We start from the raw sequence: 21,537 nt of genomic DNA on the forward strand, positions 1-21,537 counted from the left end.
AGGCAGCGCGTTCGGTGGTGGATTCACCGACAGACTGTCGCTAGGCTGAGGTCAATTAAAACGCAGGCTCGGCAAAAGACCGGGCCGCAGGCAGCAGAGCAGTCGCTGATGACACATGGAACGACACGGGGCCTTGGGGCCCTGACGGCTTTTTTGGCCGTGTGCGCCCTTGTTGTATTCGGGCACACCGGGGCCGCGCGGGCGGCGCCCTACGCCGAGATGGTGATGGATGCGCGCACCGGTGAGGTGCTGCGGTCACGCAACGCCGACACGCGCCTCCATCCGGCATCGCTGACCAAGATGATGACGCTGTACATCGCGTTCGAAGCCGTGCGGAAAGGTGAGATCACGCTCGACACCCAGGTCCGGATAAGCCGCCACGCCGCATCGGAGCCGCCGTCCAAGCTGGGGCTGCGCGCCGGTCAAAAGATCGCGCTGCGCTATCTGATCCGCGCGGCGGCGGTCAAATCCGCCAATGATGCGGCGACGGCCATCGGAGAAGCGATCAGCGGATCGGAAGAGGCGTTCACGGCCCGGATGAATCGCACGGCTCGCGCTTTGGGCATGACCTCCACCACGTTCCGCAACGCCCATGGTCTGACCCAGTCGGGGCACCTCAGCACCGCGCGCGACATGACCGTGATGGGGCGTCGGCTGTTCTATGACTACCCGCAGTACTACAATTTGTTTTCCCGGCGCACGACCGACGCCGGCGTGGCGTCTGTTCGGAATACGAACCGGCGCCTGCTGGATGCCTATCGTGGCGCCGACGGGATCAAGACGGGTTACACCAATGCAGCCGGGTTCAACCTCGTGGCCAGCGCGGTCCGTGGCGAAGAACGTGTGATCGCCACGGTGTTCGGAGGCCGCTCGACCGCCACGCGGAACGCCCGCATCGCCGAGTTGTTGGACATGGGGTTCGAACGCGCGCCGTCCCGCGTTGTGGAACGCCGCCCCAGCCTGCCGACCTACGGTGGCGCAACCGTCCCCGGCCCGACTGCGCCCGCCATCTCCGCCAGACCCGTGGCGCGCGGAACGCCGCAGGTTGGTGACGTCCTCGTCGCCAATGCCTCGGCCCCCGCGACCGGAGCCGCCCCCGCCCCCCGTCCGGTTCAGACCCTAGGACAGGTCGCCGAGGCGCCGCTGGAAGTGGTGACCCGCGCATCGACCAGTGGGGGTCGGACCTACAGCATTTCCCTCCGCAGACAGGCCACGCGGTCAGCCGCTGACAAGCTGCTGCTGCGTACCGCGTTGCAGGAATTGGACACGCTCGACGATGCCCTGCGTCAGGTGCAGGCGGTGCGCGGCGGCTACGATCCCAGCTTCGTCGGTCTCAGCGAACGGGAGGCCAATCGCGCCTGCACCCGGCTGCGCGCCCGCGACGTGGAATGCGACGTGCTGATCGGGAGTTAGGGCAGATCTGGGCCGGTCCTGCTTGAACAAGGCCGAGGCAGGTCCAACACCCTGGCAGGCCAACCCGGTGCTGGATGGCAAAGGCCGCAACGGCTAGCCGTAGACCCCTCGGACCTCTGTGGTGAAGCCGTCAAATCATGCGGCGTCACCTAACCGCCTTACCGCCTCGCGCCAGACAATCCCGGGCCATTGATCCAGCCCGTTATCCGCTCCAACACGTCGGGCGCATAGGCTCGCCTCCCCATGGCCGTGAAGAGCGTCACCTTCCACCAAGGCCAGTCGGTCTGGAGTTGCCCCTGGAACCATCGGCTGCGCAGTAGGGAATGGGTCGCGCCCGGAATGACCTCGGCTACGGTCCCCCGAGGGGCCAGAGCCTCGTATGTCGCCGCATTGGCGATTGGGTCCACGTTCAGGTCCTCTGCCCCCCACAGGGCCAACACACGCCCTTGCAGCCCTGGTAAATCGGCTTCGGCATTGGCCGCCCCATTGCGGGTGTTGAACGCCGCGCGTTCCGGCGAGGCCGGGGGCCCCTGGCGCCCGTCTGACCGGCTATCGAAGTAAGCGCCTTGAGCGGCCCAATCCACCGCAACGCCCGTCAGGACCACGAACTCAGGCCCGACAACGGCACTGGCGCGGGGCACGATCCAGCCGGCCTGGGATAACCCCAGGAACCCGATCCGACGCTCCGGTCCGAGGGCCGCGCGAACCGCCTGAAGGGCCGTCCCGGCTTCGACCGCACGGTCGGCCATAGACTGGCCCAACCAATCGCCCGTGCTGTCGCCAACACCGGGCTTGTCCCAGGAATACACCCCGATACAGGCCTCCAATAGGGCGGACACCAGCGGCAGATACCCCTGCCCCGACCAGCGATCCTGAGGGCCATCGCCATGGACCAAAACCGCCACAGGCCCGTCGTCGCAGGTTTCTGGCAAGACCAGCGTCCCCGCCAGGTGCGCCCCACCCGCCTCGAACGAAAGGTCACGGGTCCGGTGCTTGCTCAGATCGAAATCAACCACGCCCCGCCAAGCCAGGCCCGAGGCCAACAGCGCTGCCCCAAGGGCCAGCCCGCCAAGCGCGCGCCGGGGCGTCACACGGCGACCGAGGGCCGGGTCTCCAAATCGAAGGCCGCTGCCATCAATGCTTTGGTGTATGGATCCTTGGGCGCATCGAAAATCTGTTCGGCGTCGCCCTGCTCGATGACGTCGCCGCGCTTCATCACCATGACCTTATGGGACAACGCCCGCACAACGCGCAGGTCATGGCTGATGAACAGATACGCCAAGCCGTACCGTTTCTGCAGGTCCCGCAACAAATCAACAATTTGTACCTGAACCGTCTGGTCGAGGGCGCTGGTGGGTTCATCCAAGACGACCAACTTGGGCCGCAAGATCATGGCCCGCGCAATGGCAATCCGTTGACGTTGCCCGCCCGAGAATTCGTGGGGATAGCGATCCATAGAGGCGGGGTCGATCCCTGTCTCGGCCAGCATGGCGGCCACCTGATCCCGCACAGGACGATCGTCACCGGTGTTATGCAGGCGCAACCCCTCGGCCACGATTTCAGCCACCGTCATCCGCGGGCTGAGCGAGCCATAGGGATCCTGGAACACAATCTGCATCTCTTGGCGCAGCGGCCTGAGGGCGCCCGATTTCAAACCGTCGATCCGCTTCCCATCGAAGGTGATGCCCCCTTCCGAGGCAATCAGGCGCATAATCGCCAAGGCGAGGGTCGTCTTGCCGGAGCCACTCTCACCGACGATGCCAACGGTCTCGCCGGTACGAACGGCCAGCGACGCATCGTTGACGGCCTTTACGTACCCCGCCGTGCGTTTCAGCAGCCCCGTTTTGATCGGGAACCAAACCTTAAGGTTTTCCGTCCGCGCCACCGGTGTGGCCGCGCCTGGGACCGGTTCTGGCATACCCGTCGGCTCGGCTGCCAAGAGCGTCTGGGTATAGGGATGCTGAGGCGCGTCGAAGATCTCCGCGACGGGTCCCGCCTCGACGATCTGCCCATGCTGCATCACGCAGACCCGATCCGCAAAGCGCCGCACAATCCCCAGATCATGGGTGATGAAGAGCATCGACATGCCCTCAGAGGCTTTCAACTCGGCCAGGAGTTCCAGGATCTGGGCCTGGATCGTCACATCCAACGCCGTCGTCGGCTCATCGGCAATCAGCAGTTCGGGACCGTTGGCAAGCGCCATGGCAATCATCACCCGCTGCCTCTGCCCGCCGGACAGCTCATGGGGATAGGCCGTCAGCCGCCGCTCCGCATCCACGATCCCAACTTTACCCAGCAAGTCCAGAATACGCGCCCGGGCGGCTGCCCCCGCTAGGCCTTGGTGTAGCAGAAGGGACTCTGAGAGCTGCTTTTCAATGGTGTGTAGCGGGTTGAGCGAAGTCATCGGCTCCTGAAAGATGAAGCTGATGTCGTTCCCCCGGACGCGGCGAAGGTCCTTCTCCGGCGCGCCGACCATCTCTGTCCCGTCGTAGGTGATCGAACCGGAGACCTCTGCGCTATCGGGCAGGAGCGAGACTGTGGACAGGGCCGAGACCGACTTGCCGGACCCGGATTCACCGACCAAGGCCACCGTCTCCCCCCGCTCCACCGAGAAAGAGATGCCCTTAACAGCCTCGCTGCGCGCACCATCCTGGCGAAAGGAGATGCGCAGGTCCCGCACAGTCAGTAGGGTCATAGCGCCACCGTGCGGGGCGATTTTTCAGGAAAAATCGTGCGCATCACGAAAAGGTCTTTCTGGGGTCGAAGGCATCGCGGATCCCCTCGAAGATGAACACCAGCAGCGACAACATCACCGCAAAGGTGATGAACGCCGTGAAGCCCAACCAAGGCGCTTGCAGGTTTTGTTTGGCTTGCAAGGTCATCTCGCCCAGGGACGGCGCCGAGGACGGCAGGCCAAAGCCGAGGAAGTCCAGACTGGCCAGACCTCCGATCACGCCGGTTACGATAAAGGGCAGCATGGTCAACGTCGCGACCATGGCATTGGGCAGAACGTGGCGGAACATGATGGTTGCGTTGCCCACGCCCAGGGCCCGCGCCGCGCGGACGTATTCAAAGTTGCGTGCCCGCAAGAACTCTGCCCGGACGACACCCACAAGGGCCGTCCATCCAAAAAGGGTCATCAACCCCACGAGGAGCCAGAAATTCATGGGAATAATCGCGGCCACGATGATGATAATGATCAGGCTGGGCAGCGACCCCCAGATCTCGATGATACGTTGGAACGTGAGATCCACCCAGCCGCCGAAATAGCCTTGCACGGCCCCTGCCGCGATCCCGATGATCGAGGTGAAGACCGTCACGAGCAGTGCAAAGGCCACGGACAGGCGAAAGCCATAGATCACCCGTGCGGCCACGTCGCGGGCCGTGTCGTCGGTGCCCAGGATATGCTCAGACGAGGGCGGGTGCGGCGCGGCGCCGGGGACATCGCTATTGGTGGTGTAATAATACCGGATCGGGGGCCAAAGCAGCCATCCCTGCTCCACCGCCTCACCGTTGAAGGCCCCCGTCTCCCGGACCTCGGCCATCACCTCTTCGGGGAAATCGAAGCAGTCTTCTAACCCGCCAGAGACGATCAAACACTCGACCTCCACATCCCGATAGGGCGCCTCGGTGCGGAAATCTCCGCCAAAGGCCGTTTCGGGGTAGAAGGTGAAGATCGGCGTATACAGGTCCCCGCGGTAGTTCACGAGGATTGGTTTTTCGTTGGCGATGAACTCGGCGAACAGGGATACACCGAACAAAACCAGGAAGATCCAGAGCGACCAGAACGCCCGGCCATTGCGGCGGAAGTTGCGCCACCTCCTTTGGTTCAGTGGCGACAACCACCGGCTTTTGTCGGCGGTTTCCGGAGCGGGCGCGGCGGGGGCCTGCACCTCAGGCGGGTTTGTGATGCGCTCGGCCATCTCAGGTCTCCCGCGTCTCAAAGTCGATGCGCGGATCGACCAATACGTAGGTCAGGTCCGTCAGTAGACCGACCACCAACCCGATCAGCGAGAAGGCAAACAGGGTCCCAAACATCACCGGGTAGTCCCGGTTCACTGTGGCCTCAAAGATCAGCCGCCCAAGGCCATCGAGCGAGAAAATCGTCTCGATAATCAGCGAGCCGCCGAAGAAGACCGCCACGAAGAGGGCCGGAAAACCCGAGATCACGATCAACATCGCGTTGCGGAAGACATGCCCATACAGCACCCGCCCTTCGGTCAGACCCTTGGCTTTGGCAGTCACGACGTATTGCTTGCGGATTTCGTCCAGGAAGGAGTTCTTGGTCAGCAAGGTCAGACCCGCAAAGGCCGATATGGTCGAGGCCAGGACCGGCAGCGTGATGTGCCACAGGTAATCCAGCACCTTGCCGATCAAACTCAGATCCTCCCATCCAGGCGAGGTCAGGCCACGCAGGGGGAAGATCTGAAAATACGACCCGCCTGCAAATAACACCAGAAGCAGGATCGCGAACAGAAACCCGGGAATCGCATAGGCGACAATCACCACGCCAGAGGTCCAGGTGTCAAAGCTTGACCCGTCCCGCACCGCTTTCCGAATGCCCAAGGGGATCGAGATCAGATAGGCGAACAGGGTCGTCCACAGTCCCAGCGTGATCGAGACCGGCATCTTCTCGATCACCAGGTCCACGACACTGATCGAGCGGAAATAGCTCTCACCGAAATCGAACCGGGCGTAGTCCCACATCATGTTCAAGAAGCGCTCCAACGGCGGCTTGTCGAAGCCGAACTGCGCCTCCAACTCGTCGATGAACTCCTGCGGCAACCCTTGTGCGCCGGTGTAGCCGCTGGTGTTGCCCCGATCCTGAATTTCAGAGGCGGCGCCCGAAAAGCTGTCGAAGGCGTCGCCGCCGCCCTCCAGTTGAGCCAACACCTGTTCGACGGGCCCACCGGGGACGAATTGGATCAGGGCGAAGTTGATGACCATGATCCCGATCAGCGTCGGGATGATCAGCAGCAGGCGCCGGAGGATATAGGCCGCCACCTCAGAGCGCCCCGGAGGCTTCCAATGCGGCGGCGGCCTCGGCGTCCTGCCACCAGAAATCAATCATACCCGGCGCCAGGGGCGGGATCTCTTCGGGGTGGCGATACATGTCCCAATAGGCGACCCAATGTTCGGCGTTCCCCCATTGCGGGATCCAGAACCCTTGGGCGCGCAGCACCCGATCAAGGGCGCGGGTGCGCCCGTGCAGGGTCGGCAGATCTTCGGCCTGGATGACCAGATCAACCAAACGGTCCACGGCAGGGTCCGCTAGCCCCATGATGTTGCGGCTGCTATCGGCCGCCGTCTCGGAGCCGAACCATTGCTTCAAGCCTGTCCCCGGTTCAAACCCCTGCCCCAGGACCTGGTTCGTCAGATCCCAGTCCCCGCTGCGGCGGCGTTCGATGTACTGGGCGCGGTCGATCCGCTCCAACCGCGCATCCACGCCGATGGCGCGCAGGTTTTCAACGAATGGGTTCACGATGCGGTCGTAGGTCGGGTTGAACTGGATGATGACCAGTTCCATCGTCTCGCCTGCAGCGTTCCGCAACATGCCGTCGTTGCCCGTCTCCCACCCGGCTTCCGCCATGAGGCGGAGGGCCGCGCGGCGGCTCCGACGGTCGGGCTGATTGCTGGCGGCGGTGTTAGCGGGCGGCAGAACAGCCTCATCGGTCAGGATCGACGCGTCGAGCAGACCCTCTTCCACAAGCGGGGCGAGCAGAGCCGTTTCATCAACCCCAGGCACGCCCTTGGCTTCCATCTCGGATCCGCCCCAAAAGCTGGTCGGTCGGGTGTAGAGGCCGTAGAACAATGTCTCGTTCGACCACTCAAAATTGAACATCATCCGCACCGCGTCGCGCACGCGGGGGTCGTCCCATTTGCCGTTCTTGAGGTTGAACACAAAGCCCTGGGCGGAGGAGATATTCCCGTCCTCCAACGTCGCCTTGATCACGTCGCCCCGCGTGACCGCAGGCACATCATAGGCCGTGGCCCATTCCTTGGACGACGTCTCGATTCGCATCGTGTATTCGCCCGCAAAAAACGCCTGGAGCGCGGCCGTGTTGTCCCCGAAGTACTCGTAGCGGATGCTGTCGAAGTTGTGGCGCCCCTGGTTGATCGGCAGATCAGCGCCCCACCAATTTGGGTTCCGCGTATAGGTCAGCGATCGGCCCACATCGAAGTCACCGACGATATAGGGACCCGTTCCCATGAAGGGCACCAGAGTCGACTCGTCGATGCGCGCGCCCGTTTCCTCGAACCATGCTTTGGAAAACGGGTTCCAGATCCCGACAATGCCGACGCGATCCCGCTTCGGCGCGGCTTCGTTGAACTCAAAGCGGACCTGGTAAGGACCGGTTTGCTCGATGGATTTGAAATACCCTTCGACCACGTTCCTGAACTCGGGCAGGCCCTGCTCCAGGAAGATATCGACCGTGAATTTCAGGTCTTCAGCGGTCATGGGCGACCCGTCGGCAAAGGTCACGTCTTCGCGCAAGTTGACCGTGACGAAGGACAGATCCTCCGGATATTCGATCGTCGTGCAGAGATAACAATAGACCGCATAGGGGTCGTCGGCGGCGGCAATGAAGAGATCCTCGTAAAGGACCGTCGTGCCCGTCGCCACGTTTCCGTTGCGCGTATAAAGGTTGAAGCTGTCGTAATTGCCCAGCGCGTGAAGGCTGATCTCACCGCCCTTGGGCGCGTCCAGGTTGACGTAGGAGAACGGCTCACCCGGTCCGTATTTCAACGTGCCAAAGTTGCTGTAGCCGTGACTGACGGTGACGTCTTGCGCCCCCGCCAAACCGGCGGAGCCAAAGGCAAGCGCGGCGGTCGCAACGGCGGTCAGGGGCAACTTGGGCCGACGGATCATGGGCAAACCTCCCTCCAGGAACTCCGAATCAGGTAACGAGCCTATGCCGTCTTGTTCAAGGGCTGTCCCGCTCCTCCCACAGATTTAGGCCAACCAACCGTCAGGAAAAGCGCATGTCGCGCACACGTGAGGGGTTGGTGACCTCCACAGCAAAAGGCCGCCCGAAAGGGGCGGCCAAACGGGCGGTTTCTCGTCTGCTGGCGTCAGTTAAACGTCGCGAGGTAGGCAATCAGGTTTGCACGATCTTCCACGTCGCCCATGCCGCGATAGGCCATCTTGGTGCCCTGGGCATAGCCACGGGGGTTTTCCAAGAAACCAGACAGGTTCTCCGGCGTCCAATCGCCGTCCATGGTCGCCAGAACTTCGGAATAAGCATAGCCGTCAACGGCACCCTTATCGCGGCCAACGACACCGTGCAGGTAAGGGCCGGTGCCGTTCACGCCAGGCTCCAACACGTGGCAGGCGGAACACTGACGCCACAGGCGCTCACCCGCGTCGGCGGAGGCGTTCACGTAGACCTCCTCAAAAGGAACTGCTTCTTCTTCCTCGACTGGCGCGCTGCTGTCGGCCACTTCGATGGCATAGCCCATGGCATGGTCTTCACCGTGGTGGCCGCCCACGTGGTACAGTTCTTCTGACGCCCAGGCGCCCAGCAGGAACACCAGCAGCGCTCCGCAGAAGGCTCCGCCTGCCTTGGTGATCGTCATGGTATCCATACGTGGCCTCGTTCGCTTCGGTCCCCGCCGTCGTGCGGGATGGTCTCTCAGGTCGCGCGTATGTATGTGCTTTCGACACGCGGACGCAAGTCATACCGCTTGCGACCAAACGCGCAGTTGTTTCGGGGGGTCCATGACCGCAGCCATCGCATTCCAAGGGGAACTCGGCGCCTATTCCCACCAGGCCTGTTTCGAGGCGCGGCCCGACCACACGCCCCTGCCCTGCCCGACGTTCGAGGATGCCATCGAGGCCGTCCGCACCGGTCGCGCTGAGCTGGCCATGCTGCCGGTCGAGAACTCCACCTACGGGCGGGTGGCGGACATGCACAGCCTGCTGCCCCATTCCGGCCTGCACATCATCGAAGAGGCCTTCGTGCGGGTGCACATCAACCTGCTGGCGGTCCCGGGAACAACCATCGACCAGGTGCAGATTGCGCAATCCCACACCGTGCTTCTGGGGCAGTGCCGTGACTTCCTGACGGACCACGGCATCCGCCCTCGGGTGGGCGCCGACACCGCCGGGTCGGCCCAGCAGATCGCAAGGCTCGGCGACCCCGCCCAGGCCGCCTTGGCGTCAGAAATGGCGGGACAGATCTATGGCCTCGACGTCTTGGCCCGCCACATCGAGGATCATGACCGCAACACCACGCGCTTCCTCATCATGTCAGGGACACCCCAGCGCCCAGCCCCAGGGTCCGGCCCGATCAAGACGACGTTCGTGTTCCGCGTCCGCAACATCCCCGCCGCGCTCTACAAGGCTATGGGCGGGTTTGCGACCAATGGCGTGAACATGACCAAGCTGGAAAGCTACATGGTCGACGGTCAGTTTACGGCCACCCAGTTCTATGCCGATATCGAAGGCCACCCCGACGATGCCCCCGTCGCCCGCGCCTTGGAGGAGCTGTCGTATTTCACGTCGTCCTTGGACATTCTTGGCGTCTACCCCGCCGACCCCGATCATTTCGACGGCGGCACCCCGAGTTGAGGCCACCGCCAAGGACATCCGTCAGGATGGACGCGGCGCCCCTCAGGCGGCGGCGCCCGTCTCAACGTTGCGCGCGAAGGTAGCGATGCGCGTCTTGTAGCGCTTGGCCAGCACTTGCCGCCCCAATTTTGCCGATTGCAAAATCAACCGCGCGGCCAGCGTCCGGGCCTTGGCATCGGTCGTCACTGTCATCCGCGTGCGTGTGGCCGACACCGTCACCAAGGCCACATCAACCGTGATCGCCATGCCATTGGTCTGGGCTTCCATCTCCAGGTGATGACCAGGGGCATCCAAGGACAGGATCGAGACATTTGCCTTGCGCGTCTTGCCGTTGAATTCCACCTGGCCCACCCAAGTCGTCGCGGGCGTCACAGGACCTTGCGGAGTCCGGGTCACGCTGCCCGCGCGAGCCGAGATACGGGCTTCAAACCCGTCGAAATCGGTGACCCGGCGCCAAACCACATCCATCGGCGCGGCAATTTCTTCGGTGGCAACGAACTTCATTCTCTCTCAACTCCCGTAATCCCGTCCCCTAGTGCCGTCCCCCGGTGGACAGGTCAATGAAACCGGGCGGCAGCGCACCAATCACGTCAAACGATCCGCCAACCAAGCCTCCAACAGAAAGCGTGCGATGGCCCCCTTGCGCGCGGGCGTCACCGTAGGATGGGTGCCCGCAAAGACCGACAGGACCTCGGACCGGTCCAGCCAGATGGCCTCGGCAATCTCTTCCTCGTCCACGGTGATCTCTTCGGTGATCGCCTCGCCATGGGCGCCCAACATGAGAGAGCCGGGAAACGGCCAGGGCTGACTGGCCAGATAGCGCACAGGTCCCACGCGCACGCCCGTCTCCTCCCAGACTTCGCGGCGCACCGCCCCCTCCATGGTCTCACCCGGTTCCATGAAACCTGCGAGGCAGGAAAAGAACCCCTCGGGCCATCCATGGGACCGTCCCAACAGAACGCGGTCGCCCCGGGTGATCAACATGATGACCACTGGATCGGTGCGAGGGAAATGGCTGCGCCCACAGGATCCGCAGGCCCGCATCCAACCCGCCTTGCCTGGGGTCGTCTCCGCCCCGCAATTGGAACAAAAGCGGTGGGTGCGGTGCCATTCCAAAGCGCCTTTGGCAGTCGCCGCGATCTCCGCGTCCAAGGCGCTCATCTGGGTCATGGTCGCGCGCAACTCCACAAAGGCGCTGCCCGGCGGCAGATCCGGGTGGCTCTGCTCGCTGGGGTCGAGGAAGGCGCCAAGGGTGTCATCCGCGCCCTCCACCTCCAGGGCCGAGACGTCACGCGCCCAGATCGCGGCACCCTCCACCTCACCGACGAAAACCGGTGGGTCAAACGCGTCGAACGCCGATCCATCCAGGAGTTGCAACGCCCCGCGCGAGCGATCCAACAGCGGCTTGCCCCGCCACAGCAGCAAAGTCCGCACCGGCAGGGCCGCCAATTGGTCGGGATGGCGCCGCAAATCCTCCGCTCGGTTCAGGCCCCCGCCCCCGAACGTCACCGTTTCCGCCTGTCTCATGGAGCCCCCGTCGTACCCTACCGCCCCGGCTTATGCTGCACGCGGCCAGAGGCATAGCCCCCACACCGCCCAACTTTTCAGCAATCCGCCCAAGAAATGATTGATGCGCCGCCCCGAAGTGATGCAGCCTGCCGCCCGTGACGGACGCCCCTGGCACTCGGGGCAGAGGCCTAAGCAAATCAGGCGTCCGAACAGATGGGGAGAGATCATGTTCAATCGTTTCGCCGGTTTTGCCGTCGGTCTTGTTATGGCTGCGCCAGCCTTCGCCGACGGCCATGCCACCGCCATGCCCTTCGCCCTCGATTGGAAGTTCGAGGGACCCAGCGCCGCTTACTTCGCCGCCATCGACAACGGCCATTTCGAGGCCCAAGGCCTTTCGGTCGAGATCAGCGCGGGCCAAGGCTCCCTCGATGCGATTCCGAAGGTGGCCACCGGCGCCTTTCCCGTGGGCTTCGCGGACATCAACAGCCTGGTGAAGTTCCTCGACCAGAACCCCGGCGCGCCGGTGACGGCCGTCATGATGGTCTACGACAAGCCACCCTTCGCCATCGTCGGTCGCAAGAGCCAGGGCATCACCGGCGTTGCCGACCTGGAAGGCAGCGTCCTCGGCGCCCCGCCCCCCGACGGCGCCTGGGCCCAGTTCCCGATCTTTGCCGCCGAAAACGGCCTGGATGTGGACAAAATCACGGTAGAGCCTGTGGGCTTCCCCACGCGGGAGCCGATGCTGGCCTCGGGTGAGGTGGATTCGGTCACCGGCTTCAGCTTTTCGTCCTACCTCAACCTGGTGCGCCTGGGCGTGGCAGAAGATGATATCACGACCATCCTGATGGCCGATAACGGTGTCGACCTCTACGGCAACGCCATCATCGTGAACACCGACTTCGCCGCCGAAAACGCCGAGGCCGTCACCGGGTTCCTGACCGCCGTCGCCGCCGGTTGGAAGGACGTCATCGCCGACCCTGCCATGGGCGCTGCCGCCGTGATCGCCCGCAACCCCGCCGCGGACGTCGCGCTGGAAGAACGCCGCCTGCAACTGGCCATCGATGCCAACGTCCTGACCGACTACGTCATGGAAAACGGCATGGGCGCCATCGACGCCGACCGTATGGCCAGCGCGCTGGAGCAGACCAAGCTGGTCTATGAGTTCCAGTCGGAGCCGGACATGGGCACGATCTTCGACGACAGCTTCCTGCCCGAAGCCGCGGCGCGGATGCTCAAGTAAGCGGTCCGCCGTCCTTAAACCCGATCCCGAGGGACCTCTCACGAGGCCCTCTCAGGTCTCGGATCCACGGACGCCCCCAATGCAACCCGCCCCGGCCCCGCGCCGGGGCCCCGCCGCCACAGGGCACCGCCCCCATCAGAGGTCCCGGCGCAAGGCCGGGACGCGCCGTCCATGTCCCTGCCCATCTCGCTCGACCACGTCACCCACGCCTATAAGACGGCCAGCGGCCCGTTGCCGGTCCTGGATGACCTCAGCATCGACATGCCCGAGGGCAGCTTCACCGCCGTCGTCGGCCCATCGGGGTGTGGCAAATCCACCCTAACACGGCTGATCGCGGGGCTGATGAAACCCGATGAGGGCATCGTCCGCCTGGGTGGTCAGCCCGTCACAGGCCCACGCAAGACCGTCGGCATGGCCTTTCAAAACCCGGTCTTGCTGGAATGGCGCAGCATCCTGCAGAATGTGATCCTGCCGCTCGAAATCGTCGGCGGCCTCTCCAAAACCCAGCGCGAGGACCGCGCCCGCGAACTGTTGGCCCTCGTCGGCCTGGAGGGATTTGAGGACAAACGCCCGTCCGAATTGTCCGGCGGAATGCGCCAGCGCGCCTCGCTCTGCCGCTCCATCGTCCACCGCCCCGAGGTCCTGATCCTCGATGAGCCCTTCGGCGCCCTGGACGCCTTCACCCGCGAAGACCTCTGGCAAACGATGCACGACCTGCGCCGGGCCGAACGCTTCACCTGCGTCCTCATCACCCATGACCTGCGCGAATCGGTCTTCCTGAGCGACCGCACCGTCGTCTTCAGCGCCCGCCCCGCCCGCGCCCAGCGCATCGTGGAGATCGACCTGGGCGACACGCGCGGCCTGGATGACCTCTATGCGCCCCGCGCCGTCGAACTGCTGGCCACCCTGCGCCGCGAAATCCAAATCGCCCAAGGGCGGGAGGTGGCCCAATGATCGCCCTGCGCAAGATTGCCGTCCCCTTGATGGCAATGGTCGTCTTCCTGATCCTGTGGGAGGCGCTGGTTTGGGCCAATGGCTGGCCCAACTTCGTCATGGCCTCCCCCTCCGACTTACCCCAGGCCTATACCCGCTATTGGGAGTTGTTCCTGACCGGCGGCTGGCAAACGCTCTGGCGGACGGTGGCGGGCCTGATGATCGCCGTGATCGTGGGCACGCTCATCGGCATGATCATGGGCTTTTCCCGCACCGCGCGGGAGGCTCTCTACCCCCTGCTTGTGGGTTTCAACGCCATCCCCAAGGCGACCGTTGTGCCGATCTTGGCGCTGCTCTTCGTGGGACAGCACGATTTCAACACGGTCATGCTGGCCTTCATGATTTCCTTCTTTCCCATCGCGGTCTCGGTCTCGATCGGGCTGAGCACGCTAGAGCCGGAATACCGCGACATCCTCCGCTCCCTCGGGGCGTCCAATGCGACGATCTTCTGGAAGATCGCCCTGCCCAAAACCCTGCCCGAGTTCTTCGGGGCCCTGAAGGTCGCCGTCACCCTGGCCTTTATTGGGACCAACCTGATGGAAATCGTCTCTCCCCATGGGCGAGGCCTGGGTGCCTTGTTCGATTCGGGACGGACCAATGCCGACTATCCGCTGATGTTCGCCGTGCTGATCGCCCTGGCCATCCTGGGGATTGCTCTGTTCTATGTGGTCGTGGCCCTGGAGAAGATCTTCGCAGGCTGGGCGGAGCGTCCGCAAAGCTAACGCCCAACCCAGCCGCTTGGGCCAACCCGCGCCCTACCCCAGTTTGCGCAACCGCGCGTCGAACTCACCCCGGTCCACGTAGCAGCCTTGCAGGTGCCGCCGCCCCGTCGACGGGTCGAAGGCCGCGCGCCCATGCAACACCCGGCGATTGTCGAAGACGACCATCTCCCCCGGCGCCAGCGAGAATTCCACCCGGAACCGCGCCTCACGCGTCAGCGCCATGTAAGCGCGATAGGCCCTGTAGTAGGCGGCCAAAATATCCGCCTCCATATCGAAGACATCGGCGATATGGGCGTTCCAACGCAACTCCTGCACGTGACCCGCCCCATCGAGCGTAATGACAGGTCGCCGCACGCGAATGTCGGTTTCTGTGTCGTGGAACCGGAAGGGCACCGGAACGGTCGCCAGCAAGTCGAACGCCTCTGGATCCGTCTCCCGCAAGGCTTCCGCCAGGGCCACACCATCGGCGAAGACGGACCCACCGCCCTCGGCAGCGTTCTCTAGGCAATGCAGGAACTGGTAACCCGGCGGCACCTCTTGGTTGGGCAGGTCCGTGTGAAGCGGCAAAGCGTGGGACGTATAGGCCAGGTTGTTCGGATCCGGCTTCGACATGACCTCAAAGGTGGTGCCAAAGTTGGTGCGGCGCAGGAAACCGACGCGCTCTGCCACGGAGATGCCCGCACCCTCTCCGGCCAGGCCCTCGACGATGGTCAGCCCCCAGGCCTTCGTGTCGCGCATCCAGGCTCGCAGACCGTCGTCCGAGGTCAAGATGTTCTGGGCCGCGTGGCGCGGGGGGGTGAACCCTGCCTCCCAAGGCTGAAACGCAATCGCAGCGGCATCCTGCGTCGGACGCCCGGGGCGGTGCTGTGCCAACCAGTCCAGGTCAAAGCGGGCCATGGGGGCATCCGCCCAATTCAGGACGACCGCGCCGCCATCCAAATGCGCGTCCTGCAAATTCGGTGTCTCTGGCACGGCCAGAAGGTCCAGCACCCGCTCCTGCGTGGCGGGGTCAAAGGCGTCGGGGCTGTTGTCGCGCAGCCAGATCAAGGGATAGTCGGCCGCCGCATCGGGCCACTGCACGCGCAGCATGTCATCGACGATGGTGAGATCGGTCATGGGTCTGTCCTAATGTCAGTATCGTGGGGGTGTGGGGCGCAGAATTAAGCGCCCGGCGGCCACCACCGCTGCGGCTTGCCATAGGGATGGCCGGCTTGGCGCCCTGGATGCGTGTCCGCGTCTGACATGGGTAGAGCCTAGGCCGCGCGGCGGGGCGCCGTCCACCGATTTCGCGCACCACTTGCATCATCGGAGCGCCCGGCCTATTTGCGGGGTGAGAGGTTGGCGCGGGCAGGCGCCTCGCCAACCTGGTCAGGACCGGAAGGTAGCAGCCACAACGAGCCCCGCTTGGGTCGTCGTCCAGCCTCTCACCCACCACCCCTCTGTGTCGTCCGAGTCCGTAGCGATTTGCTCTTCGAGCGAAGGCGGCGTCCGCATAGCCTCCAAACAGTGAGGATCGTCGCGCCCCACTCTTGACCCTGGCCCCTCGACCGCCGCTACCTAGCTTTCCCCCATGGAGCAAGGCACCGACACCCAAGACAAAAAGACCGACTGGGCCGAAGACCGGACCGATTGGGCCGAGGATCGCACCCTTCTGGCCAACGAACGCACCTTTGCCGGATGGATGCGCACGGGCATGGCGGCCATCGCGATTGCCGTAGGCCTGCGCGCGGTGTTTGACGCCTCGGACCCTGCCTGGGTTCCAAAAGCCGCCGCGACCGTGTTCATCCTGGCCGCGCTGACCATCTTTTGGGCCGCCCGCCGCCAAGCCTGTCGCACCCAGAAACGCCTGCAGACCCATGATGCCACCGCCCAACCGACCCGGCTGTTTACGGTGCTGGCCGTCGCCTTCAGCCTCGCAGGTATAGTCACCGGCGCCATCCTCTGGACGCTATGACAGCGGCTTCCGCGATGGACGCTCGGGGGCCCCGGGGCTAGAACCAAGCGCAGCCGACGTGAGGGGACAGCGATGCAGGACACGGACCAACCGGCCTATCAGGTGCTGGCGCGCAAATACCGTCCGGCCACCTTTGCCGATCTGATCGGCCAGGACGCCATGGTCCGCACCCTACGCAACGCCTTCGCCACGGACCGTATCGCCCAGGCGTTTATCCTCACAGGCATCCGGGGCACGGGCAAAACGACCACCGCGCGCATCGTGGCCAAGGGCCTGAATTGCGTCGGCCCAGACAGTACCGGAGGCCCAACGACGGACCCGTGCGGCCAATGCGAACCCTGTCGCGCCATCGCCGAAGGCCGCCATGTGGATGTGTTGGAAATGGACGCGGCCTCCAACACCTCCGTCAATGACGTGCGCGAAATCATCGACAGCGTGAATTACCGCGCCGCCTCGGCCCGCTATAAGATTTATATCATCGACGAGGTGCACATGCTGTCCACCTCGGCGTTCAACGCGCTCCTGAAGACGCTGGAGGAGCCCCCCGCCCACGTCAAATTTATTTTTGCCACCACCGAGATCCGCAAGGTTCCGGTAACGGTCCTGTCCCGCTGTCAACGCTTCGACCTGCGTCGGATCGAGCCGGAGGTGATGATCGACCACCTCTCCGGCGTCGCCACCCAAGAGGACGCGCAGATCGCGCAGGATGCGCTGGCCCTGATCGCGCGCGCCGCCGAAGGCTCCGTCCGCGATGCCATGTCGCTCCTGGATCAGGCCATCAGCCACGGGGCGGGCGAGACCAGCGCCGATCAGGTCCGCGCCATGCTGGGCCTGGCGGACAGGGGTCGGGTCATGGACCTGTTTGAGATGATCATGCGCGGCGATGCGGCGGGCGCGTTGCTGGAGTTGGGCGCACAATACTCCGACGGGGCCGACCCCATGGCCGTGCTGCGCGACCTGGCCGAGGTTACCCATTGGGTCAGTGTCATTCAGATCACGCCCGACGCCGCCGAGGACCCGACCGTCACGCCGGACGAACGGGCACGGGGTCAGGCCTTCGCCCAGGGCCTCCAAATGCGGTCGCTGACGCGGATGTGGCAGATGCTGCTGAAGGCGCTGGAGGAAGTCTCCCAGGCGCCAAACGCCATGATGGCCGCCGAAATGGCCGTGATCCGACTGACCCATGTGGCCGACTTACCGCCCCCCGACGATCTGATCCGCAAGTTGCGCGACACGCCCGCACCCATGGGTCAGGCCCCGGCGCCCCGGCCCGCACCTTCGGGCGGTGGCGGCGGCGGTCCCGTCGCGCGCGGCGGGGCTCAGACGGCCCTGGCCCAAGACAGCGAACAGGCCCTGGCCCGCTATCAGACCTTTCCGCAGGTGGTCGACCTGATCCGGGCCAATCGCGACGTCAAACTGCTGGTGGAGGTCGAGACGGGCCTGCGCCTCGTGTCCTACGCGCCAGGACGAATCGAGATGGCCCTGGCCCCGAACGCCCCTGCCGATCTACCGGGCCGCTTGGCGGGCCGCTTGCAGGGCTGGACTGGCGTCCGCTGGGTCGTCAGCATCGGCGAGGGCGGGGCGCCCACCATCGCCGAGGTCCGGGATCAGGCCGCCCGCGAGTCAGAGGCAGCCGCCCTGGCCCATCCCATGACCCAAGCCGTCCTCCAGGCCTTTCCGGGGGCCAAACTGATCGAGGTACGGACCCGCGAAGACATCGCCGCCGATGCCGCAGCCGAGGCCCTGGAAGAGGTCGAAGACGAATGGGACCCCTTTGACGAGGACTGAACGGCGATACCGCTGACCGTTTCCACAGCGGCCACAATGTCTGACCGGGATCCTCCCACCGTCACCCCTGGATCACCCCTCCGATGCACCCCCTCGCCTTGCGCCAGACGGGGCGGGGGGCTACCTCAGAGGAGACACAAATTCAGACGACACCTCACGGAGGGACCAGCGCGATGTTCAAAGGATTGGGTGGCCTCGGCGATATGGCCGGGATGATGAAAAAAGCCCAGGAAATGCAGACTAAGATGGGCGAAATGCAGGATGGTCTGGCCGATATCCATGTCACGGGCGAAAGCGGCGCAGGTCTGGTCAAGGCCACCGCGACAGCCAAAGGCGACCTCATCGCCCTGGACATCGACCCGTCGATCTTTCAGCCCGACGAGAAAGAGATGGTCGAGGATCTGATCCTGGCCGCCATCAAAGACGCGCAGTCGCGGGCATCTGATAAGTCACGGGAAGAAATGATGAAAATGGCGGAGCAAATGGGCCTGCCACCCGGAATGAAACTGCCGTTCTGAGGTCAGACTACGTGGACGGGCAGCGCGATATCGAGGCATTGATCGCGCTGATGGCGCGTCTGCCCGGGCTTGGACCTCGGTCCGCCCGGCGGGCGGTTCTGCACCTTTTGAAAAAGCGCGACACGCAGCTGCTGCCCCTAGCAAAGCTGCTGACCGAGGTGGGCCATACCGTCCGCAACTGCCTGAATTGTGGAAACCTTTCCGGCAGCGATATCTGCGATGTCTGTGACGATGACCGCCGTGCCACGGGTCAAATCTGCGTCGTGGAGGACGTGGCCGACCTCTGGGCAATGGAACGCGCGCAGGTTTTTCGCGGTCGCTACCATGTGCTCGGCGGAACGCTGTCGCCTCTCGATGATATTGGCCCTGAAGACCTGCGCATTCCTAAGCTGAGGGACCGCATCACCGCCGAGGCCGTGACGGAGGTCATCCTCGCGCTGAATGCCACCGTCGATGGTCAAACCACCGCCCATTATGTCGCTCAAGAGCTGTCAGGCACAGGCGCGGTTGTCAGCGGTTTGGCCCAAGGAATGCCCGTCGGGGGAGAGTTGGACTACATGGATGATGGGACCCTGCGCGCTGCCCTCTCCTCGCGTAAACCCGTCTGATCAGACACTTTCGACCACGCCAGGTGTTGCCCGTCGCGAAACGTTGAGGCATGGAAAGGGTCAAGGTGTGGTTAATTTCCACCGGTAGTGTTGTGTAACCGAACCCGTGACCACGTGTATTTTGACGTGGCGCTGACCCCATATTGTAAAGTTTCTCACTGGGGCCTCCATGCTCTTAACGGCTGTCATCATCGTGCTGATGCTCGCCTCCGCCGCCGGCGGTGCGCTTGTGTCCGGCTGGCGCCCAACAGCACCAACCGCGCCTGCGAGCCCGTCTGCGGTCGCCCACGACCGTCTCGCCGACGGCATTCTCGGCCTTTTGGACGTGGACGACATGGCGGGTTTGAACGCCACCCATGATTTCGACACCGGGGACCAGTTGCTTGACCGGCTTGAAGACGTCCTCACCCGCGCGCTGCCACCCGAATTGACGATTACGAGGCTATCCAACGCGCGGTTCTTGTTGATTTTCCGTGGCATGGACATGGCTGCGGCGGCCGCGACGGCGGAACGTCTAAGGGACCTGGCGTCACGGACCTATGTTGATCGGGAAGCGGGTATCGCCGGGCGAACCATCTCCGCCGGTTTGGTGCGCACCTTTGCGCATCAAGACTTTGACCGCGCCGTCTTGCTGGCCGATACCGTCGTGTCGCGCGCCCAGGCGAACGGTGGAAACCGGACGGAGGTCGATGACCGCGCGACGCCGGGGGTTAAGCCGCCGGTGTCACAGGAAACGCTCCTGGCTGCCATCGAAAGGGGCGACCTTCGCTATCACCTCCAACCTATCGTCGCCACCGAGACAGACGCCGTGGTGGGCATGGAGGCCCTGCTGCGATGGGTCCGCCAAGATGCGCCCGCTGTTCCTCCTGCCGTATTCATCGATCAGGTGGATCGGATTCCCGATGAGGCAGCGGACACCTTTCCCGAAATCGCCGAACGGGCAACGCGCCCCTTTCGGACCGAAGGCGCGGACTTCTTTTTTAATTTCAACATCACCGGCGCTGTCCTGGACGGAGCGGACAGCGCAAGCTGCCGGTTTCTGCGCGGGCTGCTGGACCGCCTCCCGCCGGATCGCCTGGTCCTCGAAGTTGTAGAAAGCGCCGTGATCGCGCGGCCCGAGCGCGCCCATGATCTGGTGACGCGGTTGCGCGAACGGGGCGCGCGGATCGCCTTGGACGACTTTGGGACAGGCTTGTCGAACCTGGACCGTTTGCGCCATTTCCCGGTCGATTTCGTCAAGATCGACCGCGCTCTGGTGGCCGGGCTGGATGGGGATGCGCGTGCGCGTATCATCGTGCGCCATCTGGTCAGCATGACGCGCGATCTTGGCATCGAAATCATCGCGGAAGGGGTCGAGACCCAGGCGGAGGCGACAGCCGTTGCCTCCATCGGGATTCGGTATGCCCAGGGCTTCTTCTATGGCAGGCCCGAAGCCCCGGACCTCTGGGCCGAGCGGCTGACCTAGACTGGCTCAGCGGATCGGGGCGAGCAAGGCATCTGTCATCGTGCAGTCGCGAATGACGTCTGCGCCGCAGCGCCGGGGCTCAAGGCCACGGGTGAGGCAGATCCGCACCTCCTGCACGCGGCCCGCACGGCAGGTCACCGTCACCTGATCGCGCGATAGATCGGGGTTAGCCTCCAGGAACGCCTCCTCCACCACTGCCGCAGGCAGGGTCACGGCGCGTCCTAGGTCCCGCAAGACAGACGGGCGGTTGACGCGATCATAGGCAACCCGCGCCAAGTCAAAGTAATCCGATGCCGACAAACCGGAGCATCGGCCATGTTTTTTCCACTGGTGCCAGGCTGATCCCGCTGTCCCCATGATATCGGACATCGCGGCCGTCTGACCGCGCGTCGCCTCCCGAACGGAAGTGCGGCAATAGGCTGGCCAGCCCCGTTCGTATTGGGGCCACAGCCCGTGCAGCACAAAGCCCAGGCCCCGCCCGTCATCGCATTGGGGCGATTGGCGGTCATCGCCATCCAAGGCGCACCATGTGGGCGACCAGCTCAACGCGAGCACGTAGTAGTCGAAATCCCCCGCCGGTTCGCCATCGGCAAAAACCGGGGCAGCGGCAAGTGTCAGCGCAGCAAGCAGTCGTTTCATTGGGGCTTTCCCTGTTCCCATCCCTTGCCTATATATCCTGCAAAGTTCCCTCGAAAGCGTGAACCGCGGCCCCGGTCGCAGCCCCTGATCCGGGCGACGCGACAGGCTTGTCCAGC

At 64.2% G+C, this 21,537-nt stretch carries 19 protein-coding genes, 1 other RNA gene and 1 pseudogene; 11 read left to right on the forward strand and 10 right to left on the reverse strand.

Going from position 1 to position 21,537, the window contains the following annotated elements; genetic code table 11:
• The first annotated feature begins 108 nt into the window (after positions 1-108).
• Positions 109-1,413 (forward strand): D-alanyl-D-alanine carboxypeptidase family protein, encoded by a 1,305-nt coding sequence (locus tag K5R33_RS03715; protein ID WP_220747616.1) that lies wholly within the window; start codon positions 109-111, stop codon positions 1,411-1,413.
• A 158-nt stretch (positions 1,414-1,571) separates the two neighbouring features.
• On the opposite strand, the gene K5R33_RS03720 is transcribed toward K5R33_RS03715, so the two are convergent.
• The 6 genes from K5R33_RS03720 to K5R33_RS03745 all read right to left on the reverse strand — a co-directional run bounded on the left by K5R33_RS03720 (position 1,572) and on the right by K5R33_RS03745 (position 9,000).
• Entirely contained in the window at positions 1,572-2,504 is a 933-nt protein-coding gene (locus K5R33_RS03720) for an alpha/beta hydrolase family protein (protein ID WP_220747617.1), read from the reverse strand.
• Positions 2,501-4,108 carry an ABC transporter ATP-binding protein gene (locus tag K5R33_RS03725; RefSeq protein WP_220747618.1) on the reverse strand — a complete coding sequence of 536 codons (1,608 nt, stop codon included), beginning with the start codon at positions 4,106-4,108 and terminating at the stop codon, positions 2,501-2,503. The genes K5R33_RS03720 and K5R33_RS03725 overlap by 4 nt, the downstream gene beginning before the upstream one ends.
• A gap of 43 nt (positions 4,109-4,151) precedes the next feature.
• Positions 4,152-5,336, reverse strand: coding sequence for an ABC transporter permease (locus K5R33_RS03730; protein WP_220747619.1), 1,185 nt, complete (start codon positions 5,334-5,336; stop codon positions 4,152-4,154).
• Position 5,337: 1 nt separating this feature from the next.
• Complete coding sequence (locus K5R33_RS03735; protein ID WP_220747620.1) at positions 5,338-6,417, reverse strand: microcin C ABC transporter permease YejB; 1,080 nt, start codon at positions 6,415-6,417, stop codon at positions 5,338-5,340.
• Between the two features lies 1 nt (position 6,418).
• Positions 6,419-8,284 carry an extracellular solute-binding protein gene (locus K5R33_RS03740; protein WP_220747621.1) on the reverse strand — a complete coding sequence of 622 codons (1,866 nt, stop codon included), beginning with the start codon at positions 8,282-8,284 and terminating at the stop codon, positions 6,419-6,421.
• 203 nt (positions 8,285-8,487) lie between these two features.
• A complete protein-coding gene (locus K5R33_RS03745) occupies positions 8,488-9,000 on the reverse strand; it encodes a c-type cytochrome (RefSeq protein ID WP_220747622.1) in 513 nt (170 codons plus the stop codon).
• A 133-nt stretch (positions 9,001-9,133) separates the two neighbouring features.
• On the opposite strand from K5R33_RS03745, the gene K5R33_RS03750 reads away from it, so the two are divergent.
• The gene (locus K5R33_RS03750; RefSeq protein WP_220747623.1) at positions 9,134-9,985 is read left to right on the forward strand and encodes a prephenate dehydratase; all 852 of its coding nucleotides are present in this window, start codon (positions 9,134-9,136) and stop codon (positions 9,983-9,985) included.
• Positions 9,986-10,027: 42 nt separating this feature from the next.
• Here K5R33_RS03750 and K5R33_RS03755 read toward each other — a convergent pair whose 3' ends face one another.
• Both K5R33_RS03755 and nudC read right to left on the reverse strand, forming a co-directional pair.
• Complete coding sequence (locus K5R33_RS03755) at positions 10,028-10,489, reverse strand: SRPBCC family protein (protein WP_220747624.1); 462 nt, start codon at positions 10,487-10,489, stop codon at positions 10,028-10,030.
• Between the two features lie 81 nt (positions 10,490-10,570).
• Positions 10,571-11,512, reverse strand: a complete 942-nt coding sequence (gene nudC, locus K5R33_RS03760) for an NAD(+) diphosphatase (RefSeq protein ID WP_220747625.1) — start codon at positions 11,510-11,512, stop codon at positions 10,571-10,573.
• 208 nt (positions 11,513-11,720) lie between these two features.
• Here nudC and K5R33_RS03765 point away from each other — a divergent pair, with 208 nt between their 5' ends.
• The 3 genes and pseudogenes from K5R33_RS03765 to K5R33_RS03775 all read left to right on the forward strand — a co-directional run bounded on the left by K5R33_RS03765 (position 11,721) and on the right by K5R33_RS03775 (position 14,449).
• On the forward strand, positions 11,721-12,734 hold the full coding sequence (locus K5R33_RS03765) for an ABC transporter substrate-binding protein (RefSeq protein ID WP_220747626.1): 1,014 nt from the start codon (positions 11,721-11,723) through the stop codon (positions 12,732-12,734).
• A 270-nt stretch (positions 12,735-13,004) separates the two neighbouring features.
• Positions 13,005-13,688, forward strand: a pseudogene (locus K5R33_RS03770) (ABC transporter ATP-binding protein); the annotation flags it as partial.
• Positions 13,685-14,449: an ABC transporter permease gene (locus tag K5R33_RS03775; RefSeq protein WP_220747628.1), complete on the forward strand. Its 765-nt coding sequence runs from the start codon at positions 13,685-13,687 to the stop codon at positions 14,447-14,449. The pseudogene K5R33_RS03770 and the gene K5R33_RS03775, both read left to right, overlap by 4 nt.
• A gap of 33 nt (positions 14,450-14,482) precedes the next feature.
• Here the strand turns inward: K5R33_RS03775 and K5R33_RS03780 are convergent, their stop codons facing one another.
• A complete protein-coding gene (locus tag K5R33_RS03780) occupies positions 14,483-15,565 on the reverse strand; it encodes a TauD/TfdA family dioxygenase (RefSeq protein ID WP_220747629.1) in 1,083 nt (360 codons plus the stop codon).
• Between the two features lie 215 nt (positions 15,566-15,780).
• Between K5R33_RS03780 and ffs the strand changes: the two genes are divergently transcribed.
• From ffs to K5R33_RS03810, 6 genes are all read left to right on the forward strand, one after another.
• An RNA gene (gene ffs / locus K5R33_RS03785) (signal recognition particle sRNA small type) lies at positions 15,781-15,879 on the forward strand.
• 140 nt (positions 15,880-16,019) lie between these two features.
• A complete protein-coding gene (locus K5R33_RS03790) occupies positions 16,020-16,403 on the forward strand; it encodes a YidH family protein (protein ID WP_220747630.1) in 384 nt (127 codons plus the stop codon).
• Positions 16,404-16,475: 72 nt separating this feature from the next.
• On the forward strand, positions 16,476-18,191 hold the full coding sequence (locus K5R33_RS03795; RefSeq protein ID WP_220747631.1) for a DNA polymerase III subunit gamma/tau: 1,716 nt from the start codon (positions 16,476-16,478) through the stop codon (positions 18,189-18,191).
• A 173-nt stretch (positions 18,192-18,364) separates the two neighbouring features.
• Positions 18,365-18,709 (forward strand): YbaB/EbfC family nucleoid-associated protein, encoded by a 345-nt coding sequence (locus K5R33_RS03800; RefSeq protein ID WP_220747632.1) that lies wholly within the window; start codon positions 18,365-18,367, stop codon positions 18,707-18,709.
• Positions 18,710-18,720: 11 nt separating this feature from the next.
• Positions 18,721-19,317: a recombination mediator RecR gene (gene recR / locus K5R33_RS03805; protein ID WP_220747633.1), complete on the forward strand. Its 597-nt coding sequence runs from the start codon at positions 18,721-18,723 to the stop codon at positions 19,315-19,317.
• Between the two features lie 169 nt (positions 19,318-19,486).
• On the forward strand, positions 19,487-20,782 hold the full coding sequence (locus K5R33_RS03810; protein ID WP_220747634.1) for a bifunctional diguanylate cyclase/phosphodiesterase: 1,296 nt from the start codon (positions 19,487-19,489) through the stop codon (positions 20,780-20,782).
• A 6-nt stretch (positions 20,783-20,788) separates the two neighbouring features.
• Here the strand turns inward: K5R33_RS03810 and K5R33_RS03815 are convergent, their stop codons facing one another.
• Positions 20,789-21,421 carry a ribonuclease T2 family protein gene (locus K5R33_RS03815; RefSeq protein ID WP_220747635.1) on the reverse strand — a complete coding sequence of 211 codons (633 nt, stop codon included), beginning with the start codon at positions 21,419-21,421 and terminating at the stop codon, positions 20,789-20,791.
• Positions 21,422-21,537 lie beyond the last annotated feature (116 nt).

Source organism: Jannaschia pagri, assembly GCF_019655435.1.
Lineage (GTDB): Bacteria > Pseudomonadota > Alphaproteobacteria > Rhodobacterales > Rhodobacteraceae > Jannaschia > Jannaschia pagri.